This is a genomic window from Pectobacterium versatile (assembly GCF_003932035.1).
In the GTDB taxonomy this organism is placed as follows: Bacteria; Pseudomonadota; Gammaproteobacteria; order Enterobacterales; family Enterobacteriaceae; genus Pectobacterium; species Pectobacterium versatile.
Map to the genome: position 1 here is coordinate 771931 of NZ_CP034276.1, position 20840 is coordinate 792770.

Sequence of the window (20840 nt, forward strand, 5' to 3'; positions counted from 1 at the left end):
CATACTACGGCGCAACAAGGTCTAAAGTAAACGATGACCCTCATTGAACTCTGGGGTAAAATACGTATCAAAATGCAAAACCGCTGCTAGCCTGGAAATTTTGTTCCGGGGCTGGTTGCTTTTGTTTTATGTCCAGTGAGGACAGACACGTTGCAGAGACTCCGTCGCCTTTGATTTTTAGCGCGTCAGGATGACGATTATTTGAGTCTTACGGACTTTTTTAGAGGTATAGACAATATGAAACAATTTCCGATGACGTTGCGTGGCGCTGAAAAATTGCGCGAAGAGCTTGACCACCTGAAATCTGTGCGTCGACCTGAAATTATTGCCGCGATTGCCGAAGCGCGTGAGCACGGCGATCTGAAAGAAAATGCAGAATATCATGCCGCACGTGAGCAGCAGGGCTTTTGTGAAGGACGTATTCAAGACATTGAAGCAAAACTGTCTAACGCACAGGTTATCGATGTCACGAAAATGTCAGCGAACAACGGGCGTGTTATTTTTGGCGCGACCGTGACGGTGATGAATCTGGATAACGAAGAAGAGCAAACCTATCGGATTGTTGGCGATGACGAAGCGGATTTTAAACAGAATCTGATCTCTGTGAATTCCCCTATCGCGCGTGGCCTGATCGGCAAAGAGCAGGATGACGTTGTGGTTATCCGTACGCCGGGCGGCGACGTGGAATATGAGATCCTGAAGGTCGAATATCTATAAATTTTGCCGGATTGTTGATTAAAACAGCAAAAATTGTAAAGAAAAGAAAAAGGCCGCTTGCGGCCTTTTCTCTAACCGAGAGGCATGGCACCTTTCCGTTAAAACCGAGTATCCTGAAATAAAAAGTGTTATCGTGGTAACACAATTTTACGTTCTTTTGCAGGCCGGTAGAGTACCAACGTATGGCCGATAACCTGAACGTTAGCGGCACCCGTTTCACGAACAATTGCCTCCACGATCAAGGCCTTGGTTTCGCGATCTTCTGTCGCTACTTTTATCTTGATCAGCTCGTGATGTGCCAATGCTTGTTCGATCTCAGCCAGAACACCTTCGGTGAGACCGTTATTGCCCAGCATGACAACCGGTTTTAGCGGATGTGCCAAGCCTTTCAGGTGTTGTTTTTGTTTATTACTTAGGTTCATTGTCTTTTTTACTTAGGTTGGGATTGAAAACGGGTCATTCTACCGCCATCTCATGATTATAACCAATTTGACTGCTCTGATTGGTAATATGTGAGAAGTTTCTCCCCACCACGAGCGTGTTACTGAGAATAGTTGGAAAATCGATGGCGAATAAAAAGCGTTCTGCAAGTTCCAGTCGCTGGTTGCAGGAACACTTTAGCGATAAATATGTGCTGCAGGCCCAGAAAAAAGGGCTGCGCTCACGTGCTTGGTTTAAACTTGACGAAATACAGCAAGGCGACAAACTGTTTAAACCCGGTATGACAGTTGTGGATTTAGGCGCGGCACCTGGCGGCTGGTCACAGTATGTGGTCACGCAAATAGGTGGAAATGGTCGAATTATCGCGTGTGATATTTTACCGATGGATCCGATTGTCGGCGTCGATTTCCTGCAAGGGGACTTTCGTGATGAAGTGGTCCTCAAAGCCTTGCTCGAAAGGGTTGGCGATAGCAAAGTTCAGGTGGTGATGTCTGACATGGCCCCTAACATGAGTGGTACACCAGCCGTTGATATTCCGAAGTCGATGTATCTGGTTGAATTAGCACTTGGTATGTGTCGGGATGTATTAGCACCAGGCGGAAGTTTCCTGGTGAAAGTGTTTCAGGGAGAAGGTTTTGATGAATACCTGCGGGAAATTCGCTCCCTGTTTACGAAAGTGAAAATTCGTAAACCAGACGCCTCACGTGCCCGGTCTCGTGAAGTGTATATTGTAGCGACAGGGCGCAAACTGTAGTACCCTAACGCTGTTTTTTAACACAGTTGTAATATGAGGTTAATCCCTTGAGTGACATGGCGAAAAACCTAATTCTCTGGTTAGTCATCGCAGTTGTGCTGATGTCTGTTTTCCAGAGCTTTGGGCCCAGCGAGTCGAATGGCCGTAGGGTGGATTATTCAACCTTCTTGACTGAAGTGAATCAGGATCAGGTCCGTGAAGCACGTATTAACGGGCGTGAGATCAGTGTTATCAAAAAAGACAGCAACAGATACACGACTTACATTCCTGTCAATGACCCCAAGCTACTGGATAACCTGCTAACGAAGAACGTGAAAGTCGTTGGTGAGCCGCCGGAAGAACCGAGCTTGCTGGCTTCTATCTTTATTTCTTGGTTCCCGATGCTGTTACTGATTGGCGTCTGGATCTTCTTCATGCGTCAAATGCAAGGCGGCGGCGGTAAAGGCGCTATGTCCTTCGGCAAGAGCAAAGCGCGTATGCTGACTGAAGATCAGATCAAGACGACGTTTGCTGATGTAGCTGGTTGTGACGAAGCGAAGGAAGAGGTTAGCGAACTGGTCGAGTACCTGCGCGAACCTAGCCGTTTCCAGAAACTGGGCGGTAAAATTCCGAAAGGCATTCTGATGGTCGGCCCGCCGGGAACAGGTAAAACGCTGCTGGCAAAAGCGATTGCTGGTGAAGCGAAAGTGCCTTTCTTTACGATTTCTGGTTCTGACTTCGTTGAAATGTTTGTAGGTGTCGGTGCTTCTCGTGTTCGTGACATGTTCGAACAAGCGAAGAAAGCCGCGCCTTGTATCATCTTTATCGATGAAATCGACGCCGTTGGCCGTCAGCGTGGTGCAGGTTTGGGCGGTGGTCACGATGAACGTGAACAAACGCTGAACCAAATGCTGGTTGAGATGGACGGCTTCGAAGGTAACGAGGGCATTATTGTCATCGCGGCAACTAACCGCCCTGATGTGCTTGACCCCGCGTTACTGCGTCCAGGTCGTTTTGACCGTCAGGTTGTGGTTGGCCTGCCGGATGTTCGCGGTCGTGAACAGATTCTGAAAGTTCACATGCGTCGCGTACCGCTGTCTCCAGATATCGATGCGTCAGTGATTGCACGTGGTACGCCAGGTTTCTCTGGTGCGGATTTAGCTAACCTGGTTAACGAAGCCGCATTGTTCTCTGCTCGTGGTAACAAACGCGTTGTGTCGATGGTCGAGTTCGAGAAAGCTAAAGACAAAATCATGATGGGCGCAGAGCGCCGTTCCATGGTAATGACTGAGAAGCAGAAGGAATCGACGGCGTATCATGAAGCAGGACACGCCATCATCGGTCGTCTGGTGCCAGAGCACGATCCGGTCCATAAAGTGACGATCATTCCGCGTGGGCGTGCACTGGGCGTGACGTTCTTCCTGCCTGAAGGGGATGCGATCAGCGCCAGCCGTCAGAAGCTGGAAAGCCAAATCTCTACGCTGTACGGTGGTCGACTGGCCGAAGAAATCATTTACGGCGTGGAACATGTATCAACAGGCGCGTCCAATGACATCAAAGTGGCAACGTCGATTGCTCGTAACATGGTAACGCAGTGGGGCTTCTCTGAAAAATTGGGTCCTTTGCTTTATGCGGAAGAAGAAGGCGAGGTATTCCTCGGTCGCTCCGTGGCAAAAGCCAAGCACATGTCAGATGAAACCGCGCGTATTATCGATCAGGAAGTAAAATCTCTGGTTGAACGTAACTATGTGCGTGCTCGCGAACTGTTGATGGCAAACATGGATATCCTTCATTCAATGAAAGATGCGTTGATGAAGTATGAAACCATTGATGCGCCGCAGATCGACGACCTGATGGGACGTAAGAAAGACGTTCGCCCGCCTGCGGGTTGGGAAGAGTCCCGCTCTGACAACGATTCTGGTAACGGTGGCGGTACACCTAAAGCCCCTACGCCAGTAGATGAGCCACAGACGCCTAATCCCGGTAATACAATGTCTGAGCAAGTGGACGATAAGTAATTCGCCTGCGATTGACATCTGTAACTTACGAAACCCCAGCTCAGGCTGGGGTTTTTTACTGGGAATGTTCTTCGAATCACATTTCACGTTAACTACATACACCAGAATGCGGAGGTAAATCATGCAACTGGTTGCCAGAGACTCAACGCTGGATCTTTCCTGCCCACACATCATGGGCATTCTTAACGTCACGCCGGACTCTTTTTCCGATGGCGGCAAACACAACAAACTCGATACTGCATTACTGCACGTTCAGGAGATGATTACCGCTGGTGCGACCCTGATCGATATTGGTGGCGAATCAACGCGCCCTGGTGCAGCTGATGTGAGCACGGAAGAAGAGCTGAACCGTGTGGTGCCTGTGGTGGAAGCCATTGCTAAACGCTTTGACGTATGGATCTCAGTCGATACCTCAAAGCCGGAAGTGATGACGGCGTCGGCGCAGGCGGGTGCGCACCTGATTAATGATATTCGCGCTTTGCAAGAGCCGGGGGCTCTGGAAGCGGCGGCGGCTACAGGTTTGCCAGTATGCCTGATGCATATGCAGGGTATGCCGAGAACTATGCAGCACAAACCGCACTATGATGATCTGATGCAGGATATTGGCGATTTTTTGCAGCAGCAGATTGATCGCTGTGTGAACGCCAATATTCCGAAAAGTAAGCTATTGCTGGATCCTGGGTTCGGATTCGGTAAGAATCTTGCCCATAATTATGCGCTTCTGGCTCGCCTGAGTGAGTTACATCGTTTTGAACTGCCTCTTCTGGTTGGCATGTCGAGAAAATCCATGATTGGGCAGCTCCTTAATGTACCGCCTGCACAGCGTGTTCATGGTAGCGTCGCCTGCGCAGTGATTGCGGCGATGCAGGGAGCACAGATTATTCGCGTTCACGATGTTAAAGAAACGGCTGATGCCATGCGTATTGTTGAAGCTACCCTTTCTGCGAAGGAATAAAAACGAAATGAGTAACCGCAAATATTTTGGTACCGATGGCGTACGCGGCAAGGTTGGCGATACGCCGATTACCCCTGATTTTGTGCTTAAACTGGGCTGGGCCGCTGGGAAGGTTCTCGCGCGACATGGTTCTCGTAAGATTATTATCGGCAAAGATACCCGTATTTCTGGCTATATGCTGGAGTCTGCGCTGGAAGCAGGGCTAGCTGCTGCGGGGTTATCCGCTTCTTTTACCGGCCCGATGCCTACGCCTGCGGTTGCTTATCTTACCCGTACGTTCCGTGCTGAAGCGGGTATCGTTATTTCTGCTTCTCACAATCCGTATTACGACAACGGTATTAAATTCTTCTCAATTGACGGCACCAAGTTGCCGGATGACGTAGAAGAAGCGATCGAAGCTGAACTGGAAAAACCGCTGACGTGTGTTGAGTCTGCTGAATTAGGTAAAGCTAGCCGCATTGTTGACGCTGCTGGACGCTACATCGAATTTTGTAAGGGGACGTTCCCGAGCGAACTGAGCCTTAATGGCTTAAAGATTGTCGTCGATTGTGCCAATGGTGCTACCTATCATATCGCCCCCAGCGTATTGCGCGAGCTTGGCGCTAAAGTCATCGCGATTGGCTGTGAGCCGGATGGGATGAACATCAATGAAGAGTGCGGGGCGACGGACGTCAGACAGCTACAGGCGCGTGTACTGGCTGAAAAAGCGGACGTTGGGCTGGCGTTTGACGGCGACGGCGATCGGCTCATCATGGTCGACCATTTAGGCAACAAGGTCGATGGCGATCAGATTCTGTATATCATTGCTCGCGAAGGTTTACGCCAAGGGCAACTACGTGGCGGCGCGGTGGGCACGCTGATGAGTAACATGGGGCTTGAGGTTGCGTTAAAGCAGCTCGGTATCCCGTTTGCTCGTGCCAAGGTGGGTGACCGCTATGTATTAGAAATGATGCAGGCAAAAGGGTGGCGCATCGGGGCAGAAAACTCCGGTCATGTGATCCTGCTGGACAAAACCACGACGGGCGACGGTGTGATTGCCGGTTTGCAAGTCCTTACCGCAATAGTGAAAAACCATATGAGCCTGCATGATTTATGCAGTGGTATGAAGCTGTTTCCACAGATTCTGGTCAATGTGCGGTTTACGGGTGAACACGATCCGCTGGAAGACAAAAACGTGCAGCAGATTACACAGGATGTGGAAAAAGAATTGGCTGGACGCGGGCGGGTATTGCTGCGTAAATCCGGCACTGAGCCACTCATCCGTGTCATGGTTGAGGGTGAACACGAAGAGACGGTAATCGCGTTGGCGAACCGTATTGCCGATGCGGTGAAAGCCGTCGGTTGAGGTTTTTTTGATTAGCCAATCAGGTAGATAAGGCTTTCGATAGGTATCTTGCGTCGAAAGCCGCTGTTTTTTTCTGCAATCAACCTGTGATGACCAAATTACCCTTGCGTACGCTACATCCTTTGGTTAGTATTCAGACCCGCTTGATAAGGGATGTTCTACATCCTGCTTAGCGGAATGACACGCGGTTTACCGCCAGAATATAGCATCTCCATGAATCATGGGGAAAACGGTTAACGGGTACGACTATGTACGAAGCTCTATTAGTAATTTTCCTGTTAGTATCGATCGGGCTGGTTGCCTTGATCATGCTTCAGCAGGGTAAAGGTGCTGATATGGGGGCCTCGTTCGGAGCAGGTGCTTCTGCCACTTTGTTCGGTTCGAGCGGCTCTGGTAATTTCATGACCCGCATGACAGCGATACTGGCGACCCTGTTCTTCATTATCAGTCTCATTCTGGGCAACTTAAGTTCGCTGCAGAAAAGAGGCGGTACATGGGACAACCTGAACCAGCCTGAAAAAGCAGAGCAGACGACAACGCCTGCTGCGCCTTCAACGCCGGCAAGTGACATTCCGAAGTAAGCGTTTTAAAGCAGTAATTGTGATGCCGTGGTGGTGGAATTGGTAGACACGCTACCTTGAGGTGGTAGTGCCCGATTGGGCTTACGGGTTCAAGTCCCGTCCTCGGTACCAACAAAAAAAATAGACGTCGATAGACGTCTATTTTTTTGTCTCAATCCTACGAATTTACTGCTTTCCCTTCTATTTCTTCTTTCTTAGCGTCAACCTGACTCAACTCATATCAACAGATTTGTGAGTATATACTTTGGCGTTATGGGTGATTATATACTCAGCCCTCATCGCAGGATATTGATGATGGTCCTAACTGAGAGTGTGCGTATCAGCCAGGCTTAAGATGACTATATTATCTGCAAGACTAGCTGAGTTAGGAAGCTGATGTGGTTATCATGTAAAGGTCTCGTCTACTACGGCGTTACAACGGGTGAATGCATTGATGAGCTATACGACGGCACCAGCTATAGTTACTGGTACGATTAAGGTCGTTATTTCACCCGTTACCATCCCTCTGTCATTTCTGACAATAAACAACCCCCCGAAGGTTTCGATAGTGTTGTTATACCCGTCATACTTCAAGCTACATGTGCGTTGGCTGAGTTCATTCACCCGAATCACTTACCTGAGTAAGCTCGTCGGGGCTTCTTCCCTTGCCGCCAGATGAAACTCTAATTATTTAGGGTGTAGCAAAAAATGATGAACTTAATGATATGACGTATGAAATATTACTTTCTCTGTGGGAGGTATTGAAACGTATAGGTATGATGAAATCTTCACATTTCTCTACATTTTTTAGAACATGGAGACTATGAGATTTATAAGTAACTATGTTTTTCAGAAAATGATTTTTGAGAGTAGGTAAGTTTTTATAAACAAAAGGGGGAGCATAATTCCACGCCAAATATTATCTATTCTGTAAGTGAGTCGGTATGCGAATTTTTCTTCTGATGATTTTAATGAGTCTGCACCAAAACTCCCTCCTAAGTACCTTTTTTATTACGGAAAAAGAGATCGTGTGAGCATGTCTCTATTAAAATATGTCTTTATAAGATCTTTTTAAATATTCACTGTAAGACTGAGGTCGGATTAGGCCAATCGGCCAATGGCATAAGTCTCGTAAAAATAGGTCAACAAGATTATCTGTTTTTAAAAAAATTGAACTATGCTTTTTCTAGGCTAACAAGGCCTATTTCTCTCACTGTTATTACCTGATTTTTCCCTTCATGTAATATCGTGGGTTTATTGACGATATATATCTATTGCATGCTTCTAATGGAGAGATTCTATATGGTTTCTATTAAAGATTATCCGGATTTTAATAATCCAATTACCTCCTTACTCGAAGGTAATGGTGCTTCTATCTTAACTGAGGATGCACGCCAGTTACTAGAAGGTGATTTGATTGCATTGTCATGGAAGAATCACACTGTGCGTACGGAGAAACTGACTGTTCGCGATATTAATTCAATCGAAGAAGCATTTAGTAAGCATAGCCTTTATGGCTCATCGGATGCCCCTGTTGTTGGTGGAAGCTGTTGTTGCTGTACCGCTCCATGCTGTTGTACAGCCGTAGCGGTTGTGCAAGCAGCTTAATCTGAATGACTGCACTCCCCTCGCTGAGGTAGTGAGGGGAGTGCAGCTCTCGTTATTCCGTCATTAACCGAGTCTAGAAGGGAAATCCATGAGTGAAAAATTAATTCTGTTACCAATACAGATCATTGAGATGGAAGACTCTGTCATCCTTAAAAGAGGTCTGGCACAGTTATTAATTCCAGACCCGAATGTGCTACTAATTATCCGAGTTGTTCAAAAAGCATTGTTACTACAGCCCTATTCAGTTACTGAATTGAAATCTCTGTTTGCTGCTCCAGTGCAACCGTTGGTCGAAGAGCTACTGAAAAAACTTTTAGAAAAACGTTTTTTGCAATTACAAATAGATAAACATCCTGCTAGTCAACAGTTATCTGTTGAGCCAGTTCAGGAAGTATTTTACTGGCATTTTAATCAACACCAGCAACAGGTAGCTAGTACACTCAATCAGAAACATTGGTTATTTGTTGGTATTAATAAAATTAATATGCTTTTAATTCAGTCTATGCAGCGAGAGGGATTGAAAAATTACCTGATTATTGATGACCCGATGCTGAGAAATATTGACTTCTTTGATGATAATCACCAATTGTCATCTTCCTTCTGGAAGCAACAAGTGGATCATGTCTTCAGTGAAGAACAGCTATTTTCTGAGGAGCACAAGGATAAAATAGGTTTTGTGGTTGCCGCTTCAGAGTTCGGTAGTTTCTTTTTGCTTGAGCGTTGGAATGAATATGCGGTGAGACGAGAACTGCCTTTCTATCCTGTATTGCTGCAAAACATGGTTGGTTATGCGGGACCTTTAGTTATTCCACATGAAAGCGCTTGTTTGACTTGTCTAAAGTCGCGACAAAATTCGCATAGTAACGGATTTGCGGAACGCCGCATCACAGAACAGTACGCTTTTGCTGGGCAGAAGGTTGCCGCTTACCACGAGTCGATGTTGCAAACTCTCGCGGCCGTTGCACAGTTCGATCTGGTGAAGTTTATTAGCAATATTCAGTGGGAGGTCGGTACGCTATGTGAAATTGATCTGCTTGCTGGCAGTATGGCCAAGCGCAAATTGTTGAAAGTCCCACGCTGTCCTATTTGTAGCGGTTTGCATGGTATCCCTCCGACTAACCTCCATAAACAACTTACTTCTGATGAAGAATGGCAAGAGATTAGGCAAACGGTAGGTGACTATGAAAATTGAGTTACAAAGCCCATTGTCCCGTATGGTGGATGCGCTACCCTACCTTTTAGACAGCCGTATTGGCATTATTGGGCAGGTACAGGAGCATCCTGTAGAAGCCGATTCACCGAGGTTTTTCCGTTATATCTGTATTGCAGCAGATACTACGGCTTTCGGTGAATATCGTAATTTCGCAGTCGGTAGCGGTGCAGCTATTAGTCGTGAGATGGCATTGGCCAAAACTATTGGTGAAGCCATTGAGCGTTATTGTGCGGCAATTTATGATAAATCCGAAATGCCACTGAGCAGTTATGAGCAGGCGGCGTTTTCCTGCGTACATCCTGAGCAGTTTGTACTGTATTCATCCGTACAACACAGCCACAGCGACTTCATATTTGATCCGTTTCTGCCCTCATCGCCTGTCCGCTGGGTACCGGTAGTTGATTTAAAACGTAACAGGCCCGTTCATGTGCCGGCGTCAATGGTTTACGTGCCTTACTTTTTCTACAAGAATGGTGAGGAAACGCCAATCGCTCAGCCCATTTCTACCGGACTGTCCTGCCATTGTAGTTATGAAGAAGCGGCTATTGGCGGCTTGTGCGAGGTCATTGAACGGGATTGCTTCATGATCACATGGCAAGCAAGATTGAGTCGCGAACAAATCAGGCAAGATAATCTGTCTGATACCAACCGCGATTTAATACAACGCTTTACTGCTGTCGGATATCAGGTGTATCTGATGGATATTAGCAATGAAAGCAAGATTCCGGCAGTTATGGCTATTGCTCGTCACAATACCGACTACGTGCCGTTGGTCGTAGCTGCATCTGTTGCATTGAGTGCTGAGGAAGCTATCCGTAAGGCACTGGAAGAATTAGCACATACGGAACGATATGCTTTTCAGATTAAAGGCGAGCTTCCACGCTTAGAAAGCGATTCTGAATACGACAACATTAAAGGGCAGGTTGATCATGTCAATTTCTGGCTAGATCCGGCCAATGCCCGACATGCCGACTTTCTGCATGCATCAACCCATTTCCGTGATTATCAAGACATGCCTGATTTTACTGGTCGGACTCACGCTATCAGCTTACAAAATCTGGTTGATAAGTTGGACCAGACTGGTTATCAGGCGTTGATCTGCGACATTACAACATCAGATGTCCGTGAACTTGGTTTCTGGGTCGTTAGAGCGATGGTCCCCGGCTATCAGCCACTGTTTATGGGACATCACAACAGGCCTCTAGGCGGTAAACGTTTGTGGAAAGTACCACAGTTGCTTGGTTTTCCTGGCTTAGCACCAGACTCTAACGGAAACCCATTTCCCCACCCATTCCCATGATCGCTGCTGCAAAGGGACATCTATGCTGAATTCTTTATGGAAAAAAACTGAACTGGAATCTGACTCCGCTGATATGGCTTGGGAGCAATTCCATGAAAGTTCCAAAACCAGTCGTTATGGTGCAGCACTGCCAAATGAGCAGATTGTTGCCGAAATGAATAACCTATATACCAGCCTGCCGTATAAAAATTTTGAACCCATTCTATTACCTGAAACGCTGTCACCCATCAATACTGATTTCGCCACAATTATCCAGACAAGGCAAACGCCAGCTAAAGTTAATGCTGTGCCACTCACATTGACGCAGCTACGTACTATTCTGCATTTCGCTTATGGTGAGACCAGAGACAACAAAAGTAATCCTGACATCCATCGTCCCTTTCGGACTGTACCTTCTGGCGGTGCCCTATACCCTTTGGAACTCTATTTTTACCATTCTGGGCAGATTGAAGGTTTGGCTGCTGGGATTTACCACTACTCACCAACGTTTAATGCGCTGCATTTTATCAAACCCGGCAATTTTAATTCAGAGCTGGCACAAGCTTTAGTTGAGTTCCAGAGCCATCTGGCAGAACAGCTATCTGTGGTCATCTTTATCACTGGGCTGTTTCAACGTTCCATTTTTAAATACCGTAATAAAGGGTATCGCTTCTGCCTGCTGGAGGCCGGGCATGTTGCGCAGAATATTAATCTTGCTGCCACCGCATTACAGCTTGGCGTGATCAATATTGGTGGTTTTTATGACCGTAAAATAGATGACTTACTGGAGATAGACGGTCTAAACCATTCCATCCTTTATATGAATGGCTTATGTGCTGGAGGGAACGATGAACCTGATGCCCACTGAATTGCCGGTAATAACCCGTCAAATAACGCCATCCATACTCGATGTATGGTACTGGCACCACCTTTGTGATTTACAAGCCCAAATTGGCTGGCAGGATGCCAGCAAGGAGTGCCTGTTTGCCGATCTGAGCTTAGGGAGCTGGCGTGGACATTGGCTGGCGCATCAGTTGGCGGCTCAGATGGATATACCTTCACCGACCAAAGTACAGCCTGAGTTGTACAGCCGTGCCTCTTTGCAAGGAGAGGATGCTGAAACTATTCGACTGCTTATTGATAACGAAAGTGAAGGCGATCAAAATTTTATAACAGCGTATCAATTCGCCCGCAGCCTGATTGCCGCATTCAAGCAACAGCAACGACGGTTCATCCTTGTTGTGGCTCCTGTCGAGCACCAGCTATGGGGGCGTGAAAATCTGCAATTACTCCGGCTGTTGGCAACGGCTGCACCATCCCATGGTTTCCGGCTGGGCCTGTTATTACGCTCGGATGCAAGCCTGCCGGAATTAGAAGACTTTCGATTCGAAATTAATAATAAACCGGCATCACCGCTTAATCAGGAGGATAGCGCTTCGTTAAAATACGCGGAGTTTTCCATTCCTGGCATATTGTCGGCAAACTGGCTACGATCCGATCTCGAACTGCCCTCAGAGATTTTACGACTTGCTGACGGCAGTATGCTTTTATCGCCTAATTTACGCCCACCAAAACCGTTGGTACCTGGCGACGTATCATCATTGCCTGATGAACTCAACGTTGTGTTTGCGTTGCAGCAACAGCCACAGGATGTTGAGTTTTTACAACAGCAGGCAGGGATTCGATTTGCAGAGGGCGGATACGAGCTGGCTTATTTCATTCTCGAACAGATTGAACAATCATCGTTATCTGTTTTACAGAAGGCTTTAATAGAAACACAAAAACAGAAGATTGCTATCGCTTTAATGGATTTTCCACGAGCTGCGGCTGGGGCTTTACCTGATACAAGCCTGCCTGACGAAGTGCAGGCTTCACTTTATCAGAGCAAAGCCTGGGGGCTGGTCATGACCGGCCAGCCTGCTCAAGCCGAGCCGTATTTTGCCAAAGCCCGTCAGTTGTTAGATCCTCAGTACGACCCTCGTTTGTATCTTTATTTACTGAATATTTCGGCGCTGAATCAGTTGCGGCTTGGGGATTCGGAGGCGGCGTTGGCGATCGAAAAATCCATTGAGCAGCAATTGGCCCTATTACCAACGCCGGATTGGCATCTGACGTATATTAATTGTCTTAATCTTGCTCGCATTTATAAAAAACAGCGACACTTCTCAAAAGCTGAACACTATTATCGCCAAGGCTTTTCAGTGAACGAGCAACTGCGTAATGAAAGTGATTTGCTCTATATGAATTTTTGTTTGGCCCAGCTAGAGGCCTTACAAGAACGACATCAGCAAGCCTTATTTTACTGGCTCCGAACAACCCTGCATTGGCTGTCAAATCCTCTGCCAGAAGCATTGGCTCCCCGGGTGGTTCAGGCAATTTTGAACCGACCACTGTCGAACAAAGAGTCCTCGCCAGAACAGATTTCTGCCAGTCTTTTGCAAAGCCTACGACAATGCTGCCAGCAATTAGGTTTAGAGGTACATAGTGCTGATCACTGTATTGCCTTTGGCCGTATCAGTGACACGGGGCAGGCACAGCAATGCATTGGACTACCGGGACTCAGCCTATTAATCAGTAGAGGGTATTCGGCGCCACTTCCGTTTGATGGGGATGCCTGCCGACAACTGAATCAATGGGTATTGGGGCTATTACAGCTGCTGCTGCCGCAGTTTGAGCTTGATGGCATCCGCAGTGTGTTAACCGATCAGCAATATGGTGTTGAATTGCCTGCTACAGCCAGAGAAACGTTATGGTCATGTCTGAAATGGCAGGTGCCGGAACTGATTTTTGCTGGCCAGCGTTATGATGTTCCTCTGGAAGACAAAAGCGCTACAGCAATAACATCAAGCCAACATCAGCTTAGCCACAGTGCACTGTTCAATAGTTTTCGTGTGGTGCACAGTAAAGCCATCAGCTATGTACAAAATGGACCACAGGGGTGGCAAGTTGTGTTTAAACGCTATCGTCCAACCTTAAAACTGTCTTCACGACAGCAAGTTTTATTGCGCTATGTGCAGGAAGAGCGAAGTCTGGATCAACTGTGCCAATTTCTGCAAATAGCTCCAGAAGAATGCTTGCGTCAGTTGTATCAATTGACTGAACAACGCCTGATACAGGTACACTAATGAATACGGTGTTACCTTTCACGCTTGAAGCCCAGCAGGGACACTTGCAATGCTGGGCTGCGATAGCTATCTCATTGGGTCGCTTTTATCAACGACAGTTTGTCCCAACGCAACAGGAGTTTGCTCGTCTGGTCTTGGGGGCTAATTGTGATCAGGTATGTCCACCGCTGGAGGCGATGCGACACATGCACCTAGAATACCAAGAGTGGGAAGGCGTACTGCCCTTAATACAGCTCAAGTCGCATTTACAGTCAGGCCATCCGTTATTAGCTGCGATGAGATATTTCATCGGTTGGCATCTGGTCGTTATTTATGGTGTTGATGACCAGGATCAAGTCTGGCTTGCTGACCCATTATATGGCGTGACTTGTTTACCCTATGAACAATTGCAGCAAAGCTATCTCCAACATTACCAGTGGAGCCACAGCTATCTATTTGTACGGCATATTGAATTGCTGACGGGGGAATAATAGGTCGACCAGAAAAGCATTTTATTAATGATGCATAAATTATATGAGGTTTGAGCGCATCGGATATATCAGCTAAAAGGCGTGAAGGATGCCAATTTTAAAATTTATATCAAATGATTATATGGAGTATGAGCGGTGACCATGATGTCGCATCCGAAGAACCCTTGCCGTTGTCATTGCTGAATAATTCAGCCTATCTTGGTTCTATGCTAACGTTGTCCAAATTAGCTATGGATCAGTCTTGGCGATGCTATGAGCTGACCCTCTGGGATGCCTAGGGACAATCCAGGCATCCTTCTATGCGCTGTGAAGGTGTGGTGTACGTGAATAATGTTCTTTGATTATGATGACTCTTCTTGTTGTTCCATTGGCGCTGAGTTTTCCGTTATCCGTGATGTATTCTCCTTACTAGGAATACTTGGCTTGGTTGCGGCATCGGTTAGAAAATCGATGACGCGCATAAGTGCTTCTGGTGCGGGCTGACGTTTTACCTGTGTGTGAATACTGTATTTGGCTCGTGTGTCTGTAGTTCGGGTCTGCGTCGACTTGTGTGATACCCGACCGGCCATTTTGACCTTGAAAGCCCCCCAGCCTAGTGAAGCTGCCAGATTGCCGTCTTCTCCAACGTCATTGGATAAAGACTCACTCTGTGTTACCTCAAGTTCGAAATCGATTGTCCCTTCTTCAATAGAAATAATCGGATGGGTAATCGCGGCAATTAGCGGTATGCGCATCGTTTTTGTCACTACGCCCTTTGCTACTCCGCTTTCATCAATGAGCGTTTCATCATAATCAAATTGGATAGCGACGGCTTTATTGTTCTGAATACATACGGATAATAGAAAATCCGTATAGGCCTTGCTGGCTTGAACTTGTGCGTTAATCATTGCTTGTAATGGCCCACTAATCATATTTTCTAGCGGTAATGCATTAATAACAGAACCGATAAATTGTGAATCCATTTGAGCCTCCAATTATCTGTGAGTAGGGTGTGGTACACTGTTAATAAAAATAGCAAAAGGAAGGGGGATGAGTATCAGTCAATAGACTTAAGGGGTTTCGTATTCTGACATAGTCCTTTTGGTATGCGGTAAGTAATTTATCTTATTAGTTAAGCTAGGGGTGAGGGCTAATGGATAGTTTCTCAGTCATGTGTACAATTTACAGTTGCTAATAGAGAATCAACGATCTAGTGAATCATTGTCATAATGCTTTTTTTCTTGATTGCCACTAATTGAATGAGTGCCTTTTCTTGCCTGCTTTATTTCCGATGCGACATCCAAAATATCGTTATTCTCTCGATAGCTGAAGAAATTTGCCAGCAGCGTAACCAAACCTACGGCAATAGCGCCAATTAAATAGCCTAACCCTATAGCATTCTCTATTTCACTGGTATTAATGTGTAGAATACCTGCGATAATACCTACTAGTGAGAATGCAGATGAAGCACTGATGATGATAATGATTAATGCAGAAGTGTATTGGCTATAATCATTTAGTTTTCGTGGTCGCCAAAAGAAAGAAATATTCAGGCCACCAAATAATCCTGAAATAGATGCAATAGCATCACTTATCAGAATGTCATAAATGATAGGGAGTACTGAGGTATCCATAATATATTCATCCTGATATTTTCTACGAAATAGAGTTTTTTAACTTTTTTTGAGTGTTAATTTGGTGTAGTGGGTTTTAGGAAAAGTGCTTTCTCTGCTTCTCTACGGCGAAGGAGTCCCTTCACGACTTGCTCACCATCTTTGTCCCAGCGTGGAAATTGATTGGCTGCGCCAGTATAGTCACCTTGGTTAAGCAGGCGTAATAATGTCGACGTCTTCAGGCTATTTACTCCCAGGTTGTAGGTAAATGACGTTAATGCACCAAATTGATTTCCGTTGAGATCAACGCTCACATAATGCTGAACACCGGTTTCCGCCGTTTTTAAGTCCTGCCGTAACAATAAGTCCGCTTCCTGGAGGGTGATTCCGTTATCAAAATTTTCATTCGACAGTATTAAATGTCCATATCCAATCGTCCATTTACCTGCTGTGTCACGATATTTTGTTAATTTCAGGCCTTCAAAATTCTTAATCAGCGCGAGGCTCTCTTCATTGATTATGTCTGGAATATTAGCCATTGTTTTTTTCCTCTTTCGTTATTTTTGGGAGAATGAGATTGGTGTATTCATCAATTAAACGCATGATGCTTTCTGGGGGATCAAGTGCAGTGAACTGCATTTCTATATCAACGTGCTGACTATTTCTGCCTTTCTTTTTTTTGCCTGAAGGCGACATAGTGACGTGAAAATTACTGATGTTATAATCGTCTAAAGGTGGGGCTATTTCGTCCTTGCCTGCCGCATCGGCCCTCACCGTCATTTGCACTTTCATTTTTTCCAGCATCAATCCCCTTGGGGTCGATAGGGCAACCAGCGGAAGTTCGACGTGGTGCTTGGAATCGAGTTGAATCGTAACTGTCTTTGGAATTAACGTGCCATTAGCGTTACGTTCAAAAAAAGGATCGAGCGTTTTTTGATATTGATGAGCAATAAATTGATTGGCAGCGGTGGCTGCGTGCTGCATGCCTCGGGCAATGTCTGCTAATGTCATTGCATTTGATGGTGTAACGTGATCGTTTAACGTAGTGTGAGGACTTTCCTTTTGGGTGTCATCAATATTATCTGGTTTTTTATTTCCCCATGTAATCCAATTTTTTAATGACATGTTTTTTCCTTACCTTATTCTAAGGTCGACAAAAATAAAAAACAGAAGGTAATTGATAAATCAATGAAATATTAAAGGTTAATAAAGTAATGCTGCGTTAGTCATTATGGTGGTTTTTTAATATGTTATAGGCCATTTTTTTCTAATTTTAAACGTTATTGTGTTGGTTTTTATATTTGCTTGTTAAATTATTTCCACATGATGATTTTTCTGAGATAATTATTTATTACTACTCATATGCCTCTTTTTTAATCTTATCTTAAAGCATCATGTCAGTATGTGTGAATCAATCACACTATGTCTATAAGGTAAACGGCATATGCCAAATGGCGTGACATGAATCTTTCAATATAGGCTAAAAATTCTTAGAGGATACTTTCGAATATGACATTTTGAAATAAAGGTAAATGGAGATTGCACTGTGAATGTTGTTGTTATTGATAAATCCCCTGTATTCATTCAGGGGTTATCCATTGGGTTGAATGATTTTATGCACGATGTCAATGTTATTGGCGTGAATGACATAGATGAAGTGTGGTCTTGCCTTGACGAAATGAGTCAGGTTTTTATTTTGCTAAATTGTAATCAAGAAAGTGGAGAATACAGTATTTTCCTTGAGACTCTGCATGAGAAATACATTGGCGTCAGTGTGATTATTATGGTTGATACTATTGAGAGACACATTTTGAATAACTATCTTAAACACCATGTTATGGGAGTCGTTCTGAAAACATCGCCCGTTGATTCTATTGCTCAGGCATTAAAAACGGTGTCGATGGGTATGGTCTGTTTACCGGATGATGGGGTGATCTATGAGGGGTGGAGTGTCGATAATAGTGTAAAAGGCAAACTCAGCGAAAGGCAGCATGAGGTTCTGCAACTAATTGCGTCAGGCGCTTCTAATAAACAAATCAGTCGGACATTAAACATCAGCGCAGGAACGGTGAAGTCACATTTGGAGTCGATTTTCAGGCGACTTAATGTGCGTAACCGCACGCAAGCCGCGATCGTGCTATTAGAAGAAGAACGAAGATAAGTTTTATCTCATTATATTAGTCGTTATTGTTTGATTTAAGCATCAGGGAATCTCACTCGTCATCTCTTTCAGCCTTCTTGGCATCAGGGTCTTTGCTTCGACCGCCTAAGGCTGGTCTACTGTGCGGCTAGCGTGATGGCATCAGGCAAGGTCTGCTTACAAAAAGTAGAATATCCATTGTTGCGATGACCACCTTCGGGCGAACGCTTATTCTTGACAAAGAAGCCTACCCAGCGTATAAAATCGCCTTCGAACCAATCCTATGGATGACTTGCATTTGTGCAGTTGTCAGCGTAGTATTTGCCACGATTTCGGACGCGGGGTGGAGCAGCTTGGTAGCTCGTCGGGCTCATAACCCGAAGGTCGTCGGTTCAAATCCGGCCCCCGCAACCACTTAACTTCCAGTAAAGTGTTTTTTCAAATACGTTCTTCACTCAATTTCTATCTCTTTTTGCAGTGATTTTTGAAAAAATCCTTCACCGAAAGTTATGCCGCGCTGGTTCGCGATATTAGGGTCCAGTTGCATAAAGCCCCGATTTTTCGGGGTTTTTTGTTATTTGGCAACAAACAACTGGGCTATTAGGCCCTTTTTTTATGTCTTGGGGGTGGACTTGTCCACATTAGAGCAAAAATTAACAGAGATGATTTCAGCACCCGTTGCCGCACTAGGCTACGAATTGGTTGGGATTGAGTTCATCCGTAGTCGTCAATCGACGCTGCGTATCTATATTGATAGTGAAGATGGGATCACTGTTGATGATTGTGCTGATGTCAGCCACCAGGTCAGTGCGGTATTGGACGTAGAAGATCCAATCACTGTCGCCTATAACCTGGAGGTTTCGTCTCCAGGGCTTGAGCGTCCCTTATTCACGGCAGCACATTACCTGCATTTCGTCGGTGAAGAGGTCACAGTGGTGCTGCGTATGGCAGTCCAGAATCGCCGTAAATGGTTGGGTGTGATCAAAGCTGTTGACGGCGAAATGATCACCATAACAGTGGAAGGCAAAGATGAAGTATTCGCGCTGAGCAACATTCAGAAAGCGAATCTTGTACCCCACTTTTAAAGTTTGGATGAGGCAACTAGGATGAACAAAGAGATTCTGGCTGTTGTTGAAGCAGTTTCCAATGAGAAATCCCTTCCGCGCGAGAAGATTTTTGAAGCGCTGGAAACCGCACTGGCGACAGCGACCAAGAAAAAATATGAGCAGGAAATTGATGTCCGCGTCAGTATCGATCGCAAAACGGGCGATTTTGATACCTTCCGTCGTTGGTTAGTGGTGAATGAAGTCACTCAGCCAACTCGCGAAATTACGCTTGAAGCGGCGCAGTTTGACGATCCAGCTCTTGATGTTGGTGGTTACGTTGAAGATCAAATCGAATCCGTAACTTTTGACCGCATCACAACGCAAACGGCAAAACAGGTTATCGTACAGAAAGTTCGTGAAGCAGAACGTGCGATGGTTGTTGATCAGTTCCGTGAGCAAGAAGGCGAGATTATCACCGGTGTCGTGAAGAAGGTGAACCGTGATAATATTTCGCTTGAAGTCCGACCGATAGATGGCTCTAACACCAGTGCAGAAGCGGTAATTGGCCGCGAAGACATGCTGCCTCGTGAGAATTTCCGCCCTGGTGACCGTATTCGTGGTGTGCTGTACTCTGTTCGCCCTGAAGCTCGCGGTGCTCAACTGTTCGTCAGCCGTTCCCGTCCGGAAATGCTGGTTGAACTCTTCCGCATTGAAGTGCCAGAAATCGGTGAAGAAGTTATCGAGATCAAGGCCGCAGCCCGCGATCCAGGTTCACGTGCGAAAATTGCAGTGAAGACGAATGACAAGCGTATAGATCCCGTCGGTGCTTGTGTCGGTATGCGCGGTGCACGTGTTCAGGCTGTTTCTAGCGAGCTGGGCGGTGAGCGTATTGATATCATTCTGTGGGATGATAATCCTGCACAGTTTGTCATCAATGCCATGGCACCTGCCGATGTGGTATCGATCGTGGTTGATGAAGATACCTGCACGATGGATATCGCTGTTGAGTCGAGCAATCTGGCTCAGGCGATTGGTCGAAACGGGCAGAACGTACGTTTGGCTTCCCAACTGTTGAAACAGCATCGTTCAGACGATCGTTGGGAACTGAACGTGATGACAGTGGAAGATCTTCAAGCCAAGCATCAGGCTGAAGCACATGCTGCAATCGACGTCTTTACCAAGCACCTTGATATTGATGAAGAGTTTGCCACCGTGCTGGTTGAAGAAGGTTTCTCCTCACTTGAAGAACTGGCTTACGTGCCAATCAAGGAACTGTTGGCTATCGAAGGCTTTGATGAAGAAACCGTTGAAGCATTGCGTGAGCGTGCGAAAGCCGCATTAACAACGCTGGCACTGGCGCATGAAGAAAGCCTTGGTGACGGTCAACCTGCTGAAGACTTGCTTGGCTTGCCTGGGCTGTCGCGTGAGTTGGCGTTCAAGCTTGCTGCGATCGGTGTTTGTACGCTGGAAGATCTTGCTGAACAGGGCGTTGACGACCTGACAGATATTGAAGAGCTCAATGATGAGCAAGCGGGCGAATTGATTATGGCCGCACGTAATATCTGTTGGTTTGGCGACGACAACGAATAACGAACTGT

General features: G+C 46.0%; 20 protein-coding genes and 2 tRNA genes. 17 read left to right on the forward strand and 5 right to left on the reverse strand.

Features of this window, described 5'->3' with window-relative positions; all coding sequences use genetic code 11:
• Positions 1–237 precede the first annotated feature (237 nt).
• Complete coding sequence (gene greA / locus EIP93_RS03565; protein WP_095701554.1) at positions 238–717, forward strand: transcription elongation factor GreA; 480 nt, start codon at positions 238–240, stop codon at positions 715–717.
• Positions 718–845: 128 nt separating this feature from the next.
• Here the strand turns inward: greA and yhbY are convergent, their stop codons facing one another.
• Complete coding sequence (yhbY, locus tag EIP93_RS03570) at positions 846–1139, reverse strand: ribosome assembly RNA-binding protein YhbY (protein ID WP_010283039.1); 294 nt, start codon at positions 1137–1139, stop codon at positions 846–848.
• 143 nt (positions 1140–1282) lie between these two features.
• On the opposite strand from yhbY, the gene rlmE reads away from it, so the two are divergent.
• From rlmE to EIP93_RS03630, 12 genes are all read left to right on the forward strand, one after another.
• On the forward strand, positions 1283–1912 hold the full coding sequence (gene rlmE / locus EIP93_RS03575; RefSeq protein ID WP_125232281.1) for a 23S rRNA (uridine(2552)-2'-O)-methyltransferase RlmE: 630 nt from the start codon (positions 1283–1285) through the stop codon (positions 1910–1912).
• A 47-nt stretch (positions 1913–1959) separates the two neighbouring features.
• The gene (gene ftsH, locus EIP93_RS03580; RefSeq protein ID WP_029368533.1) at positions 1960–3909 is read left to right on the forward strand and encodes an ATP-dependent zinc metalloprotease FtsH; all 1950 of its coding nucleotides are present in this window, start codon (positions 1960–1962) and stop codon (positions 3907–3909) included.
• Between the two features lie 121 nt (positions 3910–4030).
• A complete protein-coding gene (gene folP / locus EIP93_RS03585; RefSeq protein WP_103861447.1) occupies positions 4031–4864 on the forward strand; it encodes a dihydropteroate synthase in 834 nt (277 codons plus the stop codon).
• A gap of 7 nt (positions 4865–4871) precedes the next feature.
• A complete protein-coding gene (gene glmM, locus EIP93_RS03590) occupies positions 4872–6209 on the forward strand; it encodes a phosphoglucosamine mutase (RefSeq protein ID WP_039274136.1) in 1338 nt (445 codons plus the stop codon).
• Positions 6210–6457: 248 nt separating this feature from the next.
• Positions 6458–6790: a preprotein translocase subunit SecG gene (gene secG / locus EIP93_RS03595; RefSeq protein WP_103861446.1), complete on the forward strand. Its 333-nt coding sequence runs from the start codon at positions 6458–6460 to the stop codon at positions 6788–6790.
• A 24-nt stretch (positions 6791–6814) separates the two neighbouring features.
• Positions 6815–6901, forward strand: a tRNA-Leu gene (locus EIP93_RS03600).
• Positions 6902–8071: 1170 nt separating this feature from the next.
• Positions 8072–8377 carry a hypothetical protein gene (locus tag EIP93_RS03605; protein WP_103157451.1) on the forward strand — a complete coding sequence of 102 codons (306 nt, stop codon included), beginning with the start codon at positions 8072–8074 and terminating at the stop codon, positions 8375–8377.
• 88 nt (positions 8378–8465) lie between these two features.
• On the forward strand, positions 8466–9569 hold the full coding sequence (locus EIP93_RS03610; protein WP_119158935.1) for a TOMM precursor leader peptide-binding protein: 1104 nt from the start codon (positions 8466–8468) through the stop codon (positions 9567–9569).
• Complete coding sequence (locus EIP93_RS03615) at positions 9559–10890, forward strand: YcaO-like family protein (RefSeq protein ID WP_103184464.1); 1332 nt, start codon at positions 9559–9561, stop codon at positions 10888–10890. The genes EIP93_RS03610 and EIP93_RS03615 overlap by 11 nt, the downstream gene beginning before the upstream one ends.
• Before the next feature lie 22 nt (positions 10891–10912).
• The gene (locus EIP93_RS03620; RefSeq protein ID WP_103184463.1) at positions 10913–11737 is read left to right on the forward strand and encodes a SagB family peptide dehydrogenase; all 825 of its coding nucleotides are present in this window, start codon (positions 10913–10915) and stop codon (positions 11735–11737) included.
• Entirely contained in the window at positions 11718–13994 is a 2277-nt protein-coding gene (locus EIP93_RS03625) for a tetratricopeptide repeat protein (RefSeq protein WP_125232282.1), read from the forward strand. Before EIP93_RS03620 ends, EIP93_RS03625 begins: the two co-directional genes overlap by 20 nt.
• Positions 13994–14464 carry a papain-like cysteine protease family protein gene (locus EIP93_RS03630; RefSeq protein ID WP_103184461.1) on the forward strand — a complete coding sequence of 157 codons (471 nt, stop codon included), beginning with the start codon at positions 13994–13996 and terminating at the stop codon, positions 14462–14464. Before EIP93_RS03625 ends, EIP93_RS03630 begins: the two co-directional genes overlap by 1 nt.
• A 341-nt stretch (positions 14465–14805) precedes the next feature.
• On the opposite strand, the gene EIP93_RS03635 is transcribed toward EIP93_RS03630, so the two are convergent.
• From EIP93_RS03635 to EIP93_RS03650, 4 genes are all read right to left on the reverse strand, one after another.
• A complete protein-coding gene (locus EIP93_RS03635; protein WP_103861443.1) occupies positions 14806–15426 on the reverse strand; it encodes a DUF2589 domain-containing protein in 621 nt (206 codons plus the stop codon).
• A gap of 219 nt (positions 15427–15645) precedes the next feature.
• On the reverse strand, positions 15646–16077 hold the full coding sequence (locus EIP93_RS03640; RefSeq protein WP_125232283.1) for a hypothetical protein: 432 nt from the start codon (positions 16075–16077) through the stop codon (positions 15646–15648).
• A gap of 56 nt (positions 16078–16133) precedes the next feature.
• The gene (locus tag EIP93_RS03645) at positions 16134–16595 is read right to left on the reverse strand and encodes a lysozyme (RefSeq protein WP_109225300.1); all 462 of its coding nucleotides are present in this window, start codon (positions 16593–16595) and stop codon (positions 16134–16136) included.
• The gene (locus EIP93_RS03650) at positions 16588–17181 is read right to left on the reverse strand and encodes a DUF2589 domain-containing protein (protein WP_103941938.1); all 594 of its coding nucleotides are present in this window, start codon (positions 17179–17181) and stop codon (positions 16588–16590) included. The genes EIP93_RS03645 and EIP93_RS03650 overlap by 8 nt, the downstream gene beginning before the upstream one ends.
• A 421-nt stretch (positions 17182–17602) precedes the next feature.
• Between EIP93_RS03650 and EIP93_RS03655 the strand changes: the two genes are divergently transcribed.
• The 4 genes from EIP93_RS03655 (at position 17603) to nusA (ending at position 20832) form a co-directional block, all read left to right on the forward strand.
• Positions 17603–18217 carry a response regulator transcription factor gene (locus tag EIP93_RS03655; protein WP_103861441.1) on the forward strand — a complete coding sequence of 205 codons (615 nt, stop codon included), beginning with the start codon at positions 17603–17605 and terminating at the stop codon, positions 18215–18217.
• Between the two features lie 316 nt (positions 18218–18533).
• A tRNA-Met gene (locus tag EIP93_RS03660) sits at positions 18534–18610 on the forward strand.
• Between the two features lie 218 nt (positions 18611–18828).
• Positions 18829–19281, forward strand: a complete 453-nt coding sequence (rimP, locus tag EIP93_RS03665) for a ribosome maturation factor RimP (RefSeq protein ID WP_010279686.1) — start codon at positions 18829–18831, stop codon at positions 19279–19281.
• A gap of 21 nt (positions 19282–19302) precedes the next feature.
• Positions 19303–20832: a transcription termination factor NusA gene (gene nusA / locus EIP93_RS03670; protein ID WP_039485969.1), complete on the forward strand. Its 1530-nt coding sequence runs from the start codon at positions 19303–19305 to the stop codon at positions 20830–20832.
• Positions 20833–20840 lie beyond the last annotated feature (8 nt).

Coding starts and splice junctions, on each gene's coding strand:
- EIP93_RS03605 (WP_103157451.1), top strand. CDS start 8,072: ATGGTTTCTATTAAAGATTATCCGGATTTTAATAATCCAATTACCTCC.
- yhbY (WP_010283039.1), bottom strand. CDS start 1,139: ATGAACCTAAGTAATAAACAAAAACAACACCTGAAAGGCTTGGCACAT.
- EIP93_RS03645 (WP_109225300.1), bottom strand. CDS start 16,595: ATGGCTAATATTCCAGACATAATCAATGAAGAGAGCCTCGCGCTGATT.
- EIP93_RS03630 (WP_103184461.1), top strand. CDS start 13,994: ATGAATACGGTGTTACCTTTCACGCTTGAAGCCCAGCAGGGACACTTG.
- EIP93_RS03620 (WP_103184463.1), top strand. CDS start 10,913: ATGCTGAATTCTTTATGGAAAAAAACTGAACTGGAATCTGACTCCGCT.
- EIP93_RS03610 (WP_119158935.1), top strand. CDS start 8,466: ATGAGTGAAAAATTAATTCTGTTACCAATACAGATCATTGAGATGGAA.
- secG (WP_103861446.1), top strand. CDS start 6,458: ATGTACGAAGCTCTATTAGTAATTTTCCTGTTAGTATCGATCGGGCTG.
- EIP93_RS03615 (WP_103184464.1), top strand. CDS start 9,559: ATGAAAATTGAGTTACAAAGCCCATTGTCCCGTATGGTGGATGCGCTA.
- EIP93_RS03650 (WP_103941938.1), bottom strand. CDS start 17,181: ATGTCATTAAAAAATTGGATTACATGGGGAAATAAAAAACCAGATAAT.
- glmM (WP_039274136.1), top strand. CDS start 4,872: ATGAGTAACCGCAAATATTTTGGTACCGATGGCGTACGCGGCAAGGTT.
- folP (WP_103861447.1), top strand. CDS start 4,031: ATGCAACTGGTTGCCAGAGACTCAACGCTGGATCTTTCCTGCCCACAC.
- EIP93_RS03635 (WP_103861443.1), bottom strand. CDS start 15,426: ATGGATTCACAATTTATCGGTTCTGTTATTAATGCATTACCGCTAGAA.
- rlmE (WP_125232281.1), top strand. CDS start 1,283: ATGGCGAATAAAAAGCGTTCTGCAAGTTCCAGTCGCTGGTTGCAGGAA.
- EIP93_RS03625 (WP_125232282.1), top strand. CDS start 11,718: ATGAACCTGATGCCCACTGAATTGCCGGTAATAACCCGTCAAATAACG.
- greA (WP_095701554.1), top strand. CDS start 238: ATGAAACAATTTCCGATGACGTTGCGTGGCGCTGAAAAATTGCGCGAA.
- nusA (WP_039485969.1), top strand. CDS start 19,303: ATGAACAAAGAGATTCTGGCTGTTGTTGAAGCAGTTTCCAATGAGAAA.
- EIP93_RS03640 (WP_125232283.1), bottom strand. CDS start 16,077: ATGGATACCTCAGTACTCCCTATCATTTATGACATTCTGATAAGTGAT.